Origin of the sequence: Inquilinus ginsengisoli, assembly GCF_050434925.1 — a bacterium.
Lineage (GTDB): Bacteria > Pseudomonadota > Alphaproteobacteria > DSM-16000 > Inquilinaceae > Inquilinus > Inquilinus ginsengisoli_B.
Genome location: NZ_JBNDJK010000001.1, coordinates 3665892 through 3681106 on the forward strand (window position 1 = coordinate 3665892; position 15215 = coordinate 3681106).

A 15215-nucleotide genomic window follows, 5' to 3' on the forward strand; every position below is an offset into this window, starting at 1 on the left:
CAGCCGGATTCGGCAAGCCCTACAATCGCCGCTTGCGACGAAATGCGCGACAGGGGGAGTGAAATACTAGCCGAAGCCCCGGTTCATCATCCAGTCCACAGCGGCGATAATGGCGTCGCTCTCGTACACGAGATTCGTCACCAGCGGCCCCAGGCGATCCGTCGGAACAGCCAGGAGATCCAATGTCATCAGAGAACAGGATTGGCCTTCGATCTCGAACACGGGGTGCAACTGCCCGCTTCCAGGAGAACGGCGTGCGGTTCGAGCCAGTGGGATGACGACGCGGCGATCTGATTCTCGGAAGAGGCTGGACTGCAGGATGACCAGATAGGGATATCCGGCTCTCGTCGTTCCCAGATTCCGATGCACATCGAATTGCCGCATCGATGTTCAGATTTCGCAATATTCGTCCGCGGGCGTCCCGAATTGGGCCCTATGCTCGTTCCAGAACCTCATCAAGGCATCGGTCTCCTCTTGAATCCGACGGCGCTCGGCCTGTTCGACGGCGGTGAGGAGACCGGCTTCGGCGGCAGCGGAGACATTGATCCCCATGGCCTTCGCCCGGGCCACGAGATCGCTGTTCATGCTGCAGTTGACGGGCTTCTTCGGAGCGTCTTCGCGATAGCGGGTGAGCATCTCTTCATCCGTTCGATGCGCATAAGATGTGTGAAGTTTATGCGCAGTCCTGGGCCGATGCAATCATCGGGGACCTGCATCCCCGATCCGGAGCTTTCAGATCCGCCAGCCGGTATGAATGGCGGCGATGCCGGCCGACAGGTTGGTCCAGCGCACCCGCTCCAGCCCGGCGGCCTCGATTCGCTCGGCCAGGCTCGGCTGGTCGGGGAAGCGGCGGATGCTTTCGACCAGGTAGCGGTAGCTGTCCTCGTCCTTGGCCACCACCTTGCCCATGCGCGGGATCACGGCGCGGGAATAGAGGTCGTAGGCGCGGTCCAGGCCCGGCAGCACGACCTTGCTGAACTCCAGGCAGAAGAAGCGCCCGCCGGGCTTCAGCACCCGCCGCGCCTCGCGCAGCGCATCATCGATCCGGGTCACGTTCCGGAGGCCGAAGGAGATGGTGTAGACGTCGATCGACCGGTCGGCGACCGGCAGCGATTCGGCGTTGCCGACCATGTACAGGATCGGGCCGACCCGGCCGCGGTCGATCGCCCGGTCGCGGCCGACCGCGACCATGCCTTCGGTCAGGTCGCAGATGATGGCGCGGGCGCCCTGGCCTGTGCTGTCGACGCCGGCGCGGTCGAGAAAGCGGAAGGCGATGTCGCCGGTGCCGCCGGCCACGTCCAGCAGGACCTCGCCCGGGCGGGGGCGGATCGCGGCGATGAGCTGGGCCTTCCACAGCCGGTGGACGCCGCCGCTCATCAGGTCGTTCATCAGGTCATAGCGCTGGGCCACGCTGCTGAAGACGCCGTGGACGCGGTGGGTCTTCTCCGTCGGGTCGACCTCGGTGTCGCCGAACCAGCGGGACTCGGGATTGTGGGGCGCGTCGCTCATGGCCGGGACCATAGCGTCCGGCGCCGGGTCGTGCCAGTGTGCCGGCCATGCCCGAGCTTCCCGAAGTCGAGACCGTTCGCCGCGGCCTTGTGCCCGTCCTGGAAGGCCAGCGCCTGGCCCGTGTCGAGCAGCGCCGCCCCGACCTGCGCTTCCCGCTGCCCGAGCGGATGGTGGAGCGGCTGACCGGCCGCCGGGTCGTGTGCCTGGACCGCCGCGCCAAATACCTGCTGATCCATCTCGACGACGGCATGGTGCTGCTGATCCATCTCGGCATGTCCGGGCGGATGATGGTCACCCAGGGCCGGCCGCAGATCGTCAGCCCACACGACCATGTGGTGTTCGAGACCGAGGCCGGATCGGTCGTCACCTTCAACGATGCCCGCCGCTTCGGCATGATGGACCTGGTCAGCCAGAACGCGCTGCACGCCCATAAGGCGCTGGAGGCGCTGGGGCCGGAGCCGCTGTCGGACGAGTTCGACGCCGCCTATCTGGACCAGGTGCTGGCCCGCAAGATCACGCCGATCAAGGCGGCGCTGCTGGATCAGCGCGTTGTCGCCGGCCTCGGCAACATCTATGTCTGCGAGGCGCTGTGGGCGGCGCATATCTCGCCGCGCCGAGTCGCCGCCTCGGTCGCCGGGGTGCGAGCGGCGCGGCTGGTGCCGGAGATCAAGGCGGTGCTGGCCCGCGCCATCGAGGCCGGCGGGTCGTCCCTGCGCGACTATGTCCAGGTCGACGGCGAGCTCGGCTATTTCCAGCATTCCTGGTCGGTGTACGACCGCGAGGGCGAGCCGTGCCGCATGCCGAAGTGCCGGGGCACGGTCCAGCGTCTCGTCCAGTCGGGCCGCAGCACCTTCTTCTGCCCGGTCTGCCAGCGCTGACCGGGCGTTCGATCAATCGAAGATGCGGAGGAGCGTTTCATGACCGCGAGCTACGAGACCATCCTGGTCGAGACCCGGGGGCGGGTCGGCCTGATCACCCTGAACCGGCCGCAGGCGCTGAACGCGCTGAACGACGCGATCTTCCGGGATCTCGCCCAGGCCCTGACGGCCTTCGACGCGGATGACGGTGTCGGCGCCGTCGTCCTGACCGGGTCGGAAAAGGCCTTCGCCGCCGGGGCGGACATCAAGGAGATGGCGTCGAAGGACTTCATCGCCGCCTATCGCGGCAACCTGATCGAGAACTGGACCTGCATCACCAAGCTGCGCAAGCCGATCATCGCCGCGGTTGCCGGCTACGCCCTGGGCGGCGGCTGCGAGATCGCGATGATGTGCGACTTCATCATCGCCGCCGACACGGCCAAGTTCGGCCAGCCGGAGATCAAGCTGGGCACCATCCCGGGTTCCGGCGGCACCCAGCGCCTGACCAAGCTGATCGGCCGGTCGAAGGCGATGGACCTGGTGCTGACCGGCCGGATGATGGATGCGGCGGAGGCCGAGCGGTCGGGCCTGGTCGCCCGCGTGGTGCCGGCGGCCGAGCTGCTGGACGTGGCGGTGAAGGCGGCGGAGACGATCGCCGGCTATTCCCTGCCGATCACGATGATGGCGAAGGAGGCGGTGCACCGCGCCGACGAGACGCCGCTGGCCGAGGGCATCCTGTTCGAGCGTCGGCTGTTCCACGCCACCTTCGCCACCGAGGACCGGCGCGAGGGCATGGCCGCCTTCGCCGAGAAGCGGCCAGCAGCGTTCAAGCACCGCTGACCCGAACGAAAACGGCGGGCCCGAGAGCCCGCCGTTTCCGGTCATTCCAGTGCCTGCGCGTCAGTCGCGGCCGGGGCCGACCGCCCAGGCGCCGGGGCCGAAGGCGGTGACCATCAGCAGGCCGCCGGCGATGGCGAGGTTCTTCATCGCCGCCAGCTGGTTGGCCGCGGCCTCGGCGTCGCCCATGGCCCAGAAATGATGCACCAGGACGATGGTCAGCAGGACGAAGCCGGCCATGATGAAGGCAGCAATGCGCGAGAACAGGCCGAGGACCAAGAGGATGCCGCCGCCGAGCTCGATCAGGATGGTCAGCGCGGCGAAGAGCTGCGGCACCGGCAGGTCGTTTGAGGCGACGTAGCCGACGGTGCCCTCGAAGCCGGTCAGCTTGGCCCAGCCGGAGAACACGAACAGGACGGCGAGGAAGATGCGGGCGAAGAAGGCGAAGAAAGAGGAGAAGGCCGACATTTCACCATCCGGGTGAGTTGATTCGATGCGACACTATGACATCAACCGCTTCGCTCGGATGGAGAAATCTGCATAAACAGTGTGTTGACGGGCAGCCGCCTCAGCTCTTCACCTCGAAGCCGGCGCCGGTGGCGAACTTCCACAGGTTGCGATAGCCCAGCCGGGCATAAGTCAGCGGATGCGCCTTGGCCGGGTCCTGCTCGGCCTCCACCACCATCCAGCCGCTGTAGCTCTTCGGCAGGGCGTCGAAGATTCGCGGGAAGTCGATCATGCCGTCGCCCGGCACGGTGAACAGTCCGCCGATGACGCCGTCGAGGAAGCTCCAATCCTCGTCGCGCACTTTCTGCAGCACGTCGCGGCGCACATCCTTGGCGTGGACATGGTTGATCCGGCTGGCGTAGCGCTTCGCCAGCGCCGCCGGATCGCCGCCGGCCACGGTCATGTGGCCGGAATCGAGCAGCAGCCCGACCGACAGGCCGGTGTGCTGCATCAGCAGGTCGACCTCGGCCTCGCTCTGCACCAGCGTGCCCATGTGGTGGTGATAGGCCGGCCGGACGCCGCGCTTCGCCATGTGGTCGCCGACGGCGGTCAGCTTGCGGCCGAATTCCGGCCAGGCATCCGCCGGCAGGGTCGGGCGCTGCGACAGCGGCGTGCCGCGGTCGCCATGCACGGCGCCGGAGGTGTCGCAGAACACCATCACCTTGCAGCCGAGCGCGGCGAGCAGGGCGAGGTGTGGCTCCATCGCCGTGATCTCATCCTCGACCGAGCGGTCGAGCAGGTTGGCGCTGTACCAGCCGGAGATCAGGGACAGGCGGTGCACCTCCAGGATCGGCCGCAGCTTGTCGGCCTGGCGCGGGAACTTGTTGCCCAGCTCGATGCCGGTGAAGCCGGCCTCGCGCGCCTCGAACAGGCAGGTCTCGAGCGGCGTCTCGCCGCCCAGCTCCGGCAGGTCGTCGTTGCTCCAGGCGATCGGGTTGGTGCCGAGGGTGACGGTCATTGCGGCGGTCTCGTGCGGTCGGATGGTTGATGGATCAGGCGTCGTGCCCGGTGACGGGATGGCCGGCCAGCTGTTCTTCGTAGCCGGCGCGGGCCCGGCGCACCTGGTCGCGGTCGGAGACCTCGGGGACGGCCACGTCCCACCAGGCGCCGCCGGCTTCGGTCGTCACCATCGGGTCGGTGTCGACGACGATGACGCTGGTCTGGTCGGTCGCCTTGGCACGCAGCAGCGCCCCCTCGAGCTCGGCGATCCCGGCCACCTTCTCCGACGCCGCGCCCATGCTGGCGGCGTGCAGGGCGAAGTCGATCGGCTGGGCGCCGTCGATGTCGCGGAACAGGTTGTTGAACGAGGCACCGCCGGTCGCGTTCTGCAGCCGGTTGATGCAGCCGAAGCCGCGGTTGTCGAGCACGACGATGGTGAGCTTGACGCCCTGCTGCACCGCGGTCGCGATCTCGGAGTTCATCATCATGTAGCTGCCGTCGCCGACCAGGACATAGACCTCGCGATCCGGCCGGGCCAGTTTGACCCCGAGGCCGCCGGCGATCTCGTAGCCCATGCAGGAATAGCCGTATTCCAGGTGATAGCCGCCCGGCGCGTCGGTGCGCCACAGCTTGTGCAGCTCGCCCGGCAGGCCGCCGGAGGCGCAGACCACGATGGCGCCGCGCCCGGCCGCCCGGTTGACCGCGCCCAGCACCTGGGCGTCGGAGGGCAGGGGGGCGTTGCTGGCGGCGGTGGCGCGGTCGACCGAGGCGGTCCATTCCGCGATCAGCCCCTTCGTCCGGTCGGACTGGGCCTTCGGCGCGGTCCAGGAGCCCAGCGCCTCGGACAGCTCGTCGAGGCCACGGCGGGCATCGGCGACCAGCGGCAGGGCGCCGTGCTTGCCGGCGTCGAACACGGCGGCGTTCAACTGGATCAGCGTCCGCCCCGGCGCCCGGAACAGGGCGCGGGAGCCGGTGGTGAAGTCCTGCAGCCGGTTGCCGACCGCCAGCACGACATCGGCATCGGCGGCCAGCGCGTTGGCGGCGCTCGAGCCGGTGACGCCGATCGAGCCGGCATTGGCCGGGTGGTTCCAGGGCAGGCTGCCCTTGCCGGCCTGGGTCTCGGCCACCGGCAGGCCGTGGCGCTCGGCGAAACCGGCCAGGGCCTTGGCGGCGCCGGAATACAGCACGCCGCCGCCGGCGATCACCAGCGGCCGCTCGGCCTTCTTCAGCGCCGCGACGGCCTGGGCCAGCTCGGCCTCGTCCGCGCCGGGGCGGCGGATGCGGTGGACCTGGTCCTCGAAGAACCAGGCCGGATAGTCATAGGCCTCGGCCTGAACGTCCTGGCACAGCGCCAGCGTCACCGGCCCGCACTCCGCCGGGTCGGTCAGCACCGCCAGGGCACGGGGCAGGGCGGTCAGGATCTGTTCCGGCCGGGTGATCCGGTCGAAATAGCGCGACACCGGGCGGAAGCAGTCATTGGCGCTGACCGTGCCGTCGCCGAAATCCTCGACCTGCTGCAGGACGGGATCCGGCCGGCGGCTGGCATAGATGTCGCCGGGCAGCAGCAGCACCGGCAGCCGGTCGACATGGGCCAGGGCCGCTGCCGTCACCAGGTTGGTGGCGCCTGGGCCGATCGAGGTGGTGACCGCCATCATCCGGCGGCGGAACTTGGCCTTGGCATAGGCGACCGCGGACAGGGCCATCGCCTGCTCATTGTGTGCCCGCAGCGTCGGCAATTCCTCGCGATGGGCGTACAGCGCCTCACCCATTCCGGCGACATTGCCGTGGCCGAAGATCGCCCAGCAGCCGGCGAACAGGCGCTCGCGCCGGCCCTCGTCGTCCTCGGTCCATTGCGCGGCGAGGTGGCGCACCAGGGCCTGCGCCATGGTCAAACGCACGGTTCCCATCCCTATCGCTCCTTCAGGCCGCGGCTTGCGCCGCGGCGCGGGCATTCTCCCAGGCGGCGATCAGGCTGCCATAGCTGGCGGCCATCCGTCTCACCGCTTCGTCGTCGTCGATGCGTCCGGCGATCCAGTCCTCGGCCGCCCGGCCGAAGATGGTGCGGCCGACCGCGAAACCGCGGCACCAGGGCTGGCGCGCCGCCAGGGCGAAGGCGGCCGTCAGCTCCTCCTCCGGCGCCTCGAGGCCCAGCAGCACCACGCCGCGGCAATGCGGATCGCGCCGGGCGATCACCTCCTGGATCGCCTGCCACGCCGCCTCGGACGGCGGCGGCGGCAGCTTCCACCAGTCCGGGTGGATGCCGATGCCGTAGAGATGATCCAGCGCCCGGGCCACGGTGCGGTCGTCGGCCGGCATCGATTTCGGCGGGATGACCTCGATCAGCAGCTCGTGCCGGGTGGCGCGGCTGGCGTCGAACAGGGCCAGCAGCTGGCGGTCCTGCTCGGCCTGGATCTGCGGCGGGTCGTCCGGGTGGTACTGCACCAGGCACTTGACCACATGCTCCAGCGGCCATTCGCGCAGGGTGACGCCGACATCCGGCCCGCCTTCGAAGCGCAGCGGGCGCGACCCCGGCAGCTCGATCGGCCGTCCGATCCAGGCGCCGCTGCCGGCGGCGGCGAACAGCGCCTCGCTGCCCAGCCGGCCGTCGATCAGCACGCCGAAGCCGGGCCGGTCGCCATGGGCCTGCTTCGCCGCCTGCCAGGCCAGCAGCTTGAAGTCGCCGATCCGCTCCGGATCGACGCCATGGCGCGCGACCATCTCTTCCAGCTGCGACCGGTGGTCGAAGGCCATGGCGTGGACCTCCGGCCAGTCGCGGATCCGGGTGGTCGCCCAATGCACCTGGTTCAGCGCCGGGTCCTCGCGCAGCCGGTGATGGGCGCTGCCTTCGGCCAGGAACTGCGACAGCTCGGTCCAGCTCGGATAGGAGGGCGCGCAGCCATGCCGCGATACGGCGAAGGCGCCGCAGGCATTGGCGTAGCGGCAGGCGGCCTCGACCGGCTCGTCGCGCAGCCAGCCGCGCAGGAACCCGGCCATGAAGCCGTCGCCGGCGCCCAGCACGTTGTAGACCTCCACCGGGAAGCCGGGGCCCTTCACCCCCTGCTCGATGTCGTCCGGGATCGCTCCCGGGAACACCACGCAGCCCATCGGCCCGCGCTTGACCACGATGGTCGCGGTGCTGAGCTCGCGCACCCGGCGCAGCGCCGCCAGCGTGTCGGTGGCGCCGCCGGCGATGTGGATCTCCTCCTCGGTACCGACGATCAGATCGCAGTCCGGCAGGATCGCCTGCAGATGGGTGGTGACGGCCGAGCTCTCGACGAAGCGCTCCTCGCCCAGCCCGTGGCCGGTCAGGGCCCACAGCACCGGGCGGTAGTCGATGTCCAGCGCCACCTTGCGGCCATGGGCATGGGCCAGCCTCATCGCCTTCCGGCTCATCGCCGCGACCGAGGGGGTGGAGAAATGGGTGCCGGTGACGACGACGGCCCGGGCCGAGGCGATGAAGGCCTCGTCGATGTCGTCCTCGGACAGCGCCATGTCGGCGCAGTCCTCGCGGTAGAAGATCAGCGGGAAGGTGTGGCGGTCGCGGATGCCCAGGATCACCAGCGCGGTCAGGCGCTGCTTGTCGGTGATCACATGGCTGGTGTCGACGCCCTCGGCCGCCAGCTGCTCGCGGATGAAGCGGCCCATATGCTCGTCGCCGACCCTGGTGAGCAGGGCGGTGCGCAGGCCCAGCCGGGCGCCGCCGACCGAGATGTTGGTCGGGCAGCCGCCAACATATTTGGCGAAGGACGCCATGTCCTCCAGCCGGCCGCCGACCTGCTCGCCATAGAGGTCGACCGAGGACCGGCCGATGCAGATCACGTCGAGCGTGGGCTCAGCCATGACGCGAAACCCCCTCCGGGCGCCAGAACCCGGCCTGGGCGTCCATGGTCCAGCGATGCTCCTCGGTGAACTCGGGCACGGTGTAAGGGTTGCCGGGCAGGTGCCGGATCACCCAGGCGTAGTACATGCCGTAGCCGGGCGCCGCGCATTGCGCATGATCGAAGCCGTCGAAGATCTTGATGGTGTCGTTCCCCCGCACCTTCAGCACCGTCTCGCCCAGCTCGGCATGGCCGTAGCCGCGCGGATCGGTGAAGCGGTAGTGGTAGATCTCCGGCTGCGGGTGGTGGTGCGGCGGATAGCTCGACCAGCGGCCGGGGAAGGTGACCACCTCGCCCAGCACCAGCTCGGCATTCGGGTCGCTGTTGCGCAGGTCGAAGATGGTGCGGACATAGCGGTAGCAGGCGTCGTCGACCTGGCCCTTGCCGCGGTGCTCGTTCGGTACGTCCGCCGGCTGGAACAGGCGGGACGGGAAGGGCTTGGCGTTCTTCGTCTCGTAGACGGTGAACTCGGCCTCGGCCTCGGTCTCGGCCTCGGCCGAGAGCCGCACCCGGGCGCCGGCGGCGACATGCACGGCGCTGGCCGATTCATCGAACAGCGAGGCTCGCGTGAAGCGCACGGACTGGTTGTCCGCGGTCACCTCGGCGGTGCCGGACATCAGCAGCCAGGCGGTCTCGTTCGCGGTTTCGATCTCGCGGCTCTCGCCCGGCGCCAGCTTCAGCACGGACACCGCAATGCCGGTGTCGTCCTCGGGCTCGTCGAAGCGGGTGATCTGCGTCAGCCCCGGGCCGAAGCCGCCGCGGTGGCCGGTCAGATGGCGGGTCATTGCTGGTCCTCCCAGGGCGATTTCGGTCAAATAGAACAAATATTCCATTTGACTGCAACCTCAGAATTCTGATTTTTCTGTCGCGGTCGACCGCGGCCGGGCCGATGATCCGGCGCGTCGTGAGGGAGAGGACTCAATGCTCAAGATCTGCCAGTTCGGTGCCGGACGGATCGGGAAGATCCATGCCGACAACATCGCCCGGAACCCGCGGACCCAGCTGGTCGCCGTGGTCGACGTGCATCGCGAGTCGGCCGAGGCGCTGGCGAAGCAGCATGGCGCCGCGGTCGGCGACGGCCTGGCGGCGCTGGACGGCGCCGACGCGGTGGTGATCGCCAGCTCGACCGACACCCATGCCGACCTGATCGAGGCGGCCGCCAAGGCCGGCAAGGCGATCTTCTGCGAGAAGCCGATCGATCTCGACAGCGCCCGCGTCGAAGGCTGCCTCGACATCGTCGCCCGGGCCGGGGTGCCGCTGGCGCTCGGCTTCAACCGGCGCTTCGACCCCAGCTTCGAGGCGGTCCATGCCGGCATCGCCGAGGGGCGCATCGGCAAGGTCGAACTGGTGGCGATCACCAGCCGCGACCCCGGACCACCGCCGGCCAGCTACATCCGCGTCTCCGGCGGGCTGTTCCGGGACATGATGATCCATGACTTCGACATCGCCCGCTGGCTGCTGGGCGAGGAGCCGGTGGAGATCTATGCGACGGCCAGCAACCTGGTCGACCCGGCGATCGGTGCGGAAGGGGACGTCGACACCGCGGTGGTGACGCTGAAGACCGCGGGCGGCGCCATCGCCCAGATCTCGAACAGCCGCCGCGCCGTCTACGGCTACGACCAGCGGGTCGAGGCCTTCGGCTCGCTCGGCATGCTGCGGGCCGAGAACCGGGCCGCGACCACGGTGGAATATGCCGGCGCCGACGGGGTGGTGCGGGACAAGCCACTGCATTTCTTCCTGGAGCGCTACGCCGAGGCCTATCGGCGCGAGCTCGACGACTTCATCGACGCGGTGCTGGAGGGGCGGGCGCCGCGGGCCGGCGGCGAGGACGGCAAGCGCGCCTTGCTGCTCGCCGACGTGGCCTGGGAATCGGTGAAGACCGGCGCCCCGGTGCGGCTCGCGCGCTGAGTCATCCTCGAATTGTCCTGCGAAAGATTCTCTCCGACCCCGGCCGAACGCCTATGGTCAAGGCGCTCGGCCTGAGGTTATAGTTCGGCCGGGTGTCTTCTGTAGGCTCGGCTGAGGGGTAAAGAGACGTTACTTCGCCCGCGGGTGGTCGTCACGCGCGGGCTGGTTGTCTCTAGGTAACGAATGGTCGTCTCGACAAAAACGTTCAGACCGTCCAGCACCGGCGCAAATCCGGTTGCGAGCGGACAGATTCTGGTTTCCGCTCGCGGAAGCCGCACCCTTGGTCCTGGTGCAGCACTTTCTCTTGGAGTTTCAGTTCAATGATGAACCGACGTCATCCGCCGCGCGTCGGAGGCGGCGAATATCGCCGTGACGTGACGGCAGTGGTCAAGTGGTTCAATGCGACGAAGGGCTTCGGCTTCGTCCAGGTGACGGACGGTTCGCCGGATGCGTTCCTGCACGCCTCGGTCGTGGAACAGTCCGGCCATCGCGAGATGTATGAGGGCACGAAGATCGTCTGCGACATCGCGGAAGGTCAGAAGGGCCCGCAGGTCGCGGTGATCCATCGTGTCGAGGAGCTCGGCGCACCGCCCGCCGGTGGCGGCGGTGCCGGCGCCGGCGCCGGCGGCTTCCGGCCCAACCGCTTCGGCGACCGCGGTGATCGCGGCGGCTTCGGCGGTGGTGGCGGCTTCGGTGGCGGTGGCGGCTTCGGCGGTGATCGCGGCGGTTTCGGCGGCGATCGCGGGGGCTTCAGCGGGCCGGCGACCGAGGTCGAGGGCACGGTGAAGTTCTTCAATGCCGAGAAGGGCTTCGGGTTCGTGACGCCGGATGACGGCGGCAAGGACGTCTACGTCGCCTCGCGCGCTCTGCAGAAGGCCGGCCTGCCGAGCCTGAACAGCGAGCAGCGGGTTCGCCTGACGGTCCGCATGGGCCAGAAAGGCCCGATGGCGGAAGCCGTCCAGCTGCTGTGACGACGGACACGGCCCGGGGGCGACCCCGGGCCGTTGCCTTTCGTGGCCGAGCCTCGCTCCGCCCCACCTGATCGCGTGCCCGACGATAAAACAGGGCCCCGCGCGAAATTCACGCGCGAACTGCCGGCGGTACGACGCCGGGCGCTGATCGAAGCGACCGCCCGATGCCTGGCCGAACGCGGCCACGCAGCCACATCGGTGCGCGACGTGTGCGCCCGTGCCGGCGTGTCGCCCGGCTTGGTGCGCCACTATTTCGGCGGCATCGACGCCCTGATCGCCGAAACCTACCGATCCATCGGCAGCCATGTTGCCGAGACCCTGGTCATCGCGCTGAACGCGGCGGACGCCACGCCCGAAGCTCGGCTGCGCGCCTTCATCGACGCCAGCTTCCGCCCGCCGGTGCTGGACCCCGACCTGCTGTCGATCTGGCTGTCCTTCTGGGCCCTGGTGCGCCGCGATGAGGCGATCCGCCAGATCCACCGCGACGTCTACGCCGCCTATCGTCGGCGGCTCGAGGGGCTGATCGCCGAGGCCGCCGGGTCGCGCCCGGTCGACACGGCGCTGGCGGCACTGGCCTTCACCGCCATGCTCGACGGCCTGTGGCTCGAGCTCTGCCTCGACCCCTCGGTGTTCACGCCGGACGATGCCGTGCGCATCGCCAATGGCTGGGTCGACGGCCTCCTCTCCGGCAACGCCATGGGGCTGGCGGCGGACACTTAGCTCTCGCCCCGCAGCAGCGCCCGATTCTGCCGCATCAGCCGGACGATGCGTTCGATCACGGCGCGCACCGCCGGATGGCGGCGCTCGTCTTGGTGCAGCACCAGCCATTGCTGGTGGCGCAGCTCCTCGATCTCCTGCAGCCGACCGAGCTCCGGGTCAGCGTCGCCGACGAAGCAGGGCAGCACCGCCCGGCCGACGCCGCGGCGCAGCAGGTCCAGGATCAGCCGCGGGTCGTTGCCCCGCACCACGGTGGCGGCGGCATGCCGCTCCGCCACCCAGCGGGCCGAGGGGGTGACGGCACCGTCGCCGGTGACGCCGATCCAGCGCTCCTCCAGCGCATCGCCGCGCCGGCCGTAGACCGCGAAGGCAACGTCGCCGGTGCGCCGCCCGACCAGCCATGACTCTTCCGGCCGCCGGTTGCGCACGCCGATATCGGCCTGGCCGCGGGCGATGTCGAGCCGGGCATTGGCGGCGACGAAGTCGATCGTCCAGGGTTCGCCGGGCGACCACAGCGCGTCGATGTGCCGGGCCAGGAACCAGGAGGTCCAGGTGCCGGCCGAGATCCGCACGGTGCGGCGCGGCGACAGGCCGTCGCGCCAGCGTTCGATGCCGGTGGCCGCCGCCTCCATCTCCTCGGCCTGGGCCAGGAACTGGCGCCCGGGCTCGGTCAGCCGGTAGCCCAGCCGTTCCCGCACGAACAGACGCTGGCCCAGGCTGCGCTCCAGCGCCGTCATCCGCCGCCCCAGCGTGGCCGGGCTGGAGCCCGCCTGGCGGGCCGCGGCGCTCAGCCCCTCGCCGCGGGCCACGGCCAGGAACAGGCGGATGTCCTCCCAGTCGACGGAGCTTTTCATTCCTGCAACGCTTGTTTCAGTGCTGTCTGTTCCAGGGTCGGATCATAGCCGATAGCCTTTCTCCGGTAGATCCACATTCTTTTCGACGATGAAAAGGCAAACGCCATGACCGACCGAGCCGAGACGCACCAGATCCCGGTGATCCGCCTGTGGGATGGGCGCGAGGTGCCGCGCCTCGGCCTTGGCTGCTGGGCGATCGGCGGCCCGTTCTTTGCCGGCGACACGCCGCTGGGATACGGCACGGTCGACGACGCGGAATCCACCGCGGCCATCCGCTGTGCCGTCGACCTCGGCATCCGCTTCTTCGACACAGCCGACGTCTACGGCGCCGGCCATTCCGAGGAGGTGCTGGGCCAGGCGCTCGAGGGCCGCGACGAGGTCGTGATCGCGACCAAGCTCGGCAACCGCTTCGATTCCGCCACCAAGCAGTATGGCGGGAGTATCGAGGAGGGCGACCTGCGCCGTGAGATCCGTAGCGCGGTGGACGCCTCCCGGCGCCGGCTGCGGCGCGACCGGCTGGACCTGGTGCAACTGCACCTGAACACGATGGCGATCGACCGGGCCGGCGAGGTGTTCGACGTGCTCGACGAGCTTCGGGCCGCCGGCACCATCGGCGCCTATGGCTGGAGCACCGATTATCCCGAGCGGGCAGCCGCCCATGCCGGGCGGGACGGCTTCGTCGCCGTGCAGCACGGCATGAACCTGTTCTTCGACGCGCCGAGCGTGTCCGGCGTGGCCGAGCGGCACGGGTTGATCTCGATCAACCGGTCGCCGCTGGCCATGGGGCTGCTGACTGGGAAGTTCGCGGCCGGCCAGGCGCTGCCGGCGGGCGACGTCCGGGTCAACACCTTCGACTGGATGGATTATTTCAAGGACGGCCGCGTGGTGCCCGGCTTCGCCGAGAAACTGGAGCGGATCCGGCATCTGCTCTCCGCCGGCGGCCGCAGCCCGGCCCAAGGCGCGCTCGCCTGGCTCTGGGCCAAGTCGCCGCGCACCCTGCCGATCCCCGGCTTCCGGTCGGTGGCGCAGGTGCGGGAGAATGTCGGCGCCCTGGAGAAGGGGCCGCTGCCGGCCGAGGCGATGGCGGAGATCGAGCGCCTGATCGACCGTCCGCCGGAGGGCGCCGCCCGCGAGCGGTGAGGGCGGGGCGGCGCGTGACCTCCCAGGCATCGACTCCACCGCATAAAGCAGCGGACCCTAGGGTTGCGGCTGCGCCAAGGCTACGGAATCGCGCAGGATGAGTTCGAAGGGCAGGATCTCGCGGACAGGTTCCGAGACGTTCTTTTCGATCAACTCGATCAGGATCAGGGCGAGCCGTTCGCCCGCGCCGCGGATCGAGGTCGCAGTTGCCGTCAGCGGCGGTACAAACTCGGCGGCGCTGCATCCCCTGACGCCGTCATCATGGCAGACCACCGAAACGTCGGCCCCGATCTTCAGCCCATGCTCCCTTATGGCGCGATAGACGCCGCGGGCTTGAAAGACCGACCCGCAGACAAAGGCGGTCGGCCGCTCTCGGCCGTCGAGCCGGCGCCTTGCGGTCTCGTAGCCCGTGGCTTCCGTCATCGAGACGAACTCGATGGCATCCGGCAGCGGGGTCAGCCCGCGAGCGGCGAAGGCGCGCAGGAAGGCCGCGGCGCGTGCCGCGGCGTAACGGAACTTCTCGAGGCCATTCACGGCCACGATGCGCCGATGTCCGTAATCGAGGAGCAGACTGGTCAAGCGTTCGAACGACGTATCGTTGTCTGTGTCGACGAAGGAATAGGGCTCCTTCACCTCGCTGCGGCCATGCACGACGAAGGGCAGGCGAAGTTGGTTCAGCAGGGCGATGCGCGGATCGTCGACGAGGGGGCGCGTGATGATGACGCCGTCGACGGCCTTTGATGACGCCAGCTTGCGCAGGATAGCCGCCTCATCATCCTCGAACGGCGCCAGCAGCAGATTGTAGTTGCGGCGCGTGACAGCGGTCGAAATGCCCGCCAACACATCCACGAAATTGGTCTCGGGCAGCTGAAGCCGCTCGAGCGGGAAGACGAGCCCGATCGCCTCGGCCCGGCCGATCGCGAGGCTGCGTGCCCGCGCGTTCGGCCGGTACCCGGCGGCTTCGGCGGCGGCAACGACCCGTCGCCGCGTCGTCTCCGGAATGCTGGGATGGGCCCGTAGGGCTCGGCTCACGGTGGATTGCGAAAGACCGAGCTCAAGGGCGAGCGTCTTCAGATCCATCGTGGTTCTATGCAAGCG

16 protein-coding genes are annotated in these 15215 nt (G+C 69.3%); 6 read left to right on the forward strand and 10 right to left on the reverse strand.

Annotated elements, in window-relative coordinates; genetic code table 11:
* Positions 1-66: 66 nt before the first annotated feature.
* The 3 genes from QFZ27_RS17475 to QFZ27_RS17485 all read right to left on the reverse strand — a co-directional run bounded on the left by QFZ27_RS17475 (position 67) and on the right by QFZ27_RS17485 (position 1509).
* Entirely contained in the window at positions 67-384 is a 318-nt protein-coding gene (locus QFZ27_RS17475; RefSeq protein WP_429227654.1) for a CcdB family protein, read from the reverse strand.
* Positions 385-390: 6 nt separating this feature from the next.
* Positions 391-636, reverse strand: a complete 246-nt coding sequence (locus QFZ27_RS17480; protein WP_429227655.1) for a type II toxin-antitoxin system CcdA family antitoxin — start codon at positions 634-636, stop codon at positions 391-393.
* Positions 637-732: 96 nt separating this feature from the next.
* Positions 733-1509, reverse strand: a complete 777-nt coding sequence (locus tag QFZ27_RS17485; RefSeq protein ID WP_429227656.1) for a class I SAM-dependent methyltransferase — start codon at positions 1507-1509, stop codon at positions 733-735.
* 47 nt (positions 1510-1556) lie between these two features.
* On the opposite strand from QFZ27_RS17485, the gene mutM reads away from it, so the two are divergent.
* Together mutM and QFZ27_RS17495 are read left to right on the forward strand one after the other, a co-directional pair.
* Entirely contained in the window at positions 1557-2387 is an 831-nt protein-coding gene (gene mutM, locus QFZ27_RS17490) for a bifunctional DNA-formamidopyrimidine glycosylase/DNA-(apurinic or apyrimidinic site) lyase (RefSeq protein ID WP_429227657.1), read from the forward strand.
* A gap of 39 nt (positions 2388-2426) precedes the next feature.
* Positions 2427-3206 carry an enoyl-CoA hydratase gene (locus QFZ27_RS17495; RefSeq protein WP_429227658.1) on the forward strand — a complete coding sequence of 260 codons (780 nt, stop codon included), beginning with the start codon at positions 2427-2429 and terminating at the stop codon, positions 3204-3206.
* Between the two features lie 60 nt (positions 3207-3266).
* On the opposite strand, the gene QFZ27_RS17500 is transcribed toward QFZ27_RS17495, so the two are convergent.
* The 5 genes from QFZ27_RS17500 to QFZ27_RS17520 all read right to left on the reverse strand — a co-directional run bounded on the left by QFZ27_RS17500 (position 3267) and on the right by QFZ27_RS17520 (position 9312).
* A complete protein-coding gene (locus tag QFZ27_RS17500; protein WP_429227659.1) occupies positions 3267-3671 on the reverse strand; it encodes a DoxX family protein in 405 nt (134 codons plus the stop codon).
* Between the two features lie 100 nt (positions 3672-3771).
* Positions 3772-4668, reverse strand: a complete 897-nt coding sequence (gene iolE / locus QFZ27_RS17505; protein WP_429227660.1) for a myo-inosose-2 dehydratase — start codon at positions 4666-4668, stop codon at positions 3772-3774.
* Positions 4669-4702: 34 nt separating this feature from the next.
* Entirely contained in the window at positions 4703-6556 is a 1854-nt protein-coding gene (gene iolD, locus QFZ27_RS17510; protein ID WP_429227661.1) for a 3D-(3,5/4)-trihydroxycyclohexane-1,2-dione acylhydrolase (decyclizing), read from the reverse strand.
* A 13-nt stretch (positions 6557-6569) separates the two neighbouring features.
* Positions 6570-8489 carry a bifunctional 5-dehydro-2-deoxygluconokinase/5-dehydro-2-deoxyphosphogluconate aldolase gene (locus QFZ27_RS17515; RefSeq protein ID WP_429227662.1) on the reverse strand — a complete coding sequence of 640 codons (1920 nt, stop codon included), beginning with the start codon at positions 8487-8489 and terminating at the stop codon, positions 6570-6572.
* Complete coding sequence (locus QFZ27_RS17520) at positions 8482-9312, reverse strand: 5-deoxy-glucuronate isomerase (protein WP_429227663.1); 831 nt, start codon at positions 9310-9312, stop codon at positions 8482-8484. Before QFZ27_RS17520 ends, QFZ27_RS17515 begins: the two co-directional genes overlap by 8 nt.
* 136 nt (positions 9313-9448) lie before the next feature.
* Between QFZ27_RS17520 and iolG the strand changes: the two genes are divergently transcribed.
* The 3 genes from iolG (at position 9449) to betI (ending at position 12126) form a co-directional block, all read left to right on the forward strand.
* The gene (iolG, locus tag QFZ27_RS17525) at positions 9449-10435 is read left to right on the forward strand and encodes an inositol 2-dehydrogenase (protein ID WP_429227664.1); all 987 of its coding nucleotides are present in this window, start codon (positions 9449-9451) and stop codon (positions 10433-10435) included.
* 374 nt (positions 10436-10809) lie between these two features.
* Entirely contained in the window at positions 10810-11406 is a 597-nt protein-coding gene (locus QFZ27_RS17530; RefSeq protein WP_429227665.1) for a cold-shock protein, read from the forward strand.
* 75 nt (positions 11407-11481) lie between these two features.
* Positions 11482-12126 carry a transcriptional regulator BetI gene (betI, locus tag QFZ27_RS17535; protein WP_429227666.1) on the forward strand — a complete coding sequence of 215 codons (645 nt, stop codon included), beginning with the start codon at positions 11482-11484 and terminating at the stop codon, positions 12124-12126.
* On the opposite strand, the gene QFZ27_RS17540 is transcribed toward betI, so the two are convergent.
* Complete coding sequence (locus QFZ27_RS17540) at positions 12123-12977, reverse strand: LysR family transcriptional regulator (RefSeq protein ID WP_429227667.1); 855 nt, start codon at positions 12975-12977, stop codon at positions 12123-12125. The two genes, betI and QFZ27_RS17540, sit on opposite strands and share 4 nt — an antisense overlap.
* A 105-nt stretch (positions 12978-13082) precedes the next feature.
* Between QFZ27_RS17540 and QFZ27_RS17545 the strand changes: the two genes are divergently transcribed.
* A complete protein-coding gene (locus tag QFZ27_RS17545) occupies positions 13083-14117 on the forward strand; it encodes an aldo/keto reductase (protein ID WP_429227668.1) in 1035 nt (344 codons plus the stop codon).
* A gap of 57 nt (positions 14118-14174) precedes the next feature.
* Here QFZ27_RS17545 and QFZ27_RS17550 read toward each other — a convergent pair whose 3' ends face one another.
* Positions 14175-15197, reverse strand: coding sequence for a substrate-binding domain-containing protein (locus QFZ27_RS17550; protein WP_429227669.1), 1023 nt, complete (start codon positions 15195-15197; stop codon positions 14175-14177).
* Between the last annotated feature and the right edge of the window lie 18 nt (positions 15198-15215).

What these genes read in the sequence shown, in the direction of transcription:
- QFZ27_RS17475 (WP_429227654.1), bottom strand. Translation starts at nt 384, where the DNA reads ATGCGGCAATTCGATGTGCATCGGAATCTGGGAACGACGAGAGCCGGA.
- QFZ27_RS17480 (WP_429227655.1), bottom strand. Translation starts at nt 636, where the DNA reads ATGCTCACCCGCTATCGCGAAGACGCTCCGAAGAAGCCCGTCAACTGC.
- QFZ27_RS17485 (WP_429227656.1), bottom strand. Translation starts at nt 1,509, where the DNA reads ATGAGCGACGCGCCCCACAATCCCGAGTCCCGCTGGTTCGGCGACACC.
- mutM (WP_429227657.1), top strand. Translation starts at nt 1,557, where the DNA reads ATGCCCGAGCTTCCCGAAGTCGAGACCGTTCGCCGCGGCCTTGTGCCC.
- QFZ27_RS17495 (WP_429227658.1), top strand. Translation starts at nt 2,427, where the DNA reads ATGACCGCGAGCTACGAGACCATCCTGGTCGAGACCCGGGGGCGGGTC.
- QFZ27_RS17500 (WP_429227659.1), bottom strand. Translation starts at nt 3,671, where the DNA reads ATGTCGGCCTTCTCCTCTTTCTTCGCCTTCTTCGCCCGCATCTTCCTC.
- iolE (WP_429227660.1), bottom strand. Translation starts at nt 4,668, where the DNA reads ATGACCGTCACCCTCGGCACCAACCCGATCGCCTGGAGCAACGACGAC.
- iolD (WP_429227661.1), bottom strand. Translation starts at nt 6,556, where the DNA reads ATGGGAACCGTGCGTTTGACCATGGCGCAGGCCCTGGTGCGCCACCTC.
- QFZ27_RS17515 (WP_429227662.1), bottom strand. Translation starts at nt 8,489, where the DNA reads ATGGCTGAGCCCACGCTCGACGTGATCTGCATCGGCCGGTCCTCGGTC.
- QFZ27_RS17520 (WP_429227663.1), bottom strand. Translation starts at nt 9,312, where the DNA reads ATGACCCGCCATCTGACCGGCCACCGCGGCGGCTTCGGCCCGGGGCTG.
- iolG (WP_429227664.1), top strand. Translation starts at nt 9,449, where the DNA reads ATGCTCAAGATCTGCCAGTTCGGTGCCGGACGGATCGGGAAGATCCAT.
- QFZ27_RS17540 (WP_429227667.1), bottom strand. Translation starts at nt 12,977, where the DNA reads ATGAAAAGCTCCGTCGACTGGGAGGACATCCGCCTGTTCCTGGCCGTG.
- QFZ27_RS17545 (WP_429227668.1), top strand. Translation starts at nt 13,083, where the DNA reads ATGACCGACCGAGCCGAGACGCACCAGATCCCGGTGATCCGCCTGTGG.
- QFZ27_RS17550 (WP_429227669.1), bottom strand. Translation starts at nt 15,197, where the DNA reads ATGGATCTGAAGACGCTCGCCCTTGAGCTCGGTCTTTCGCAATCCACC.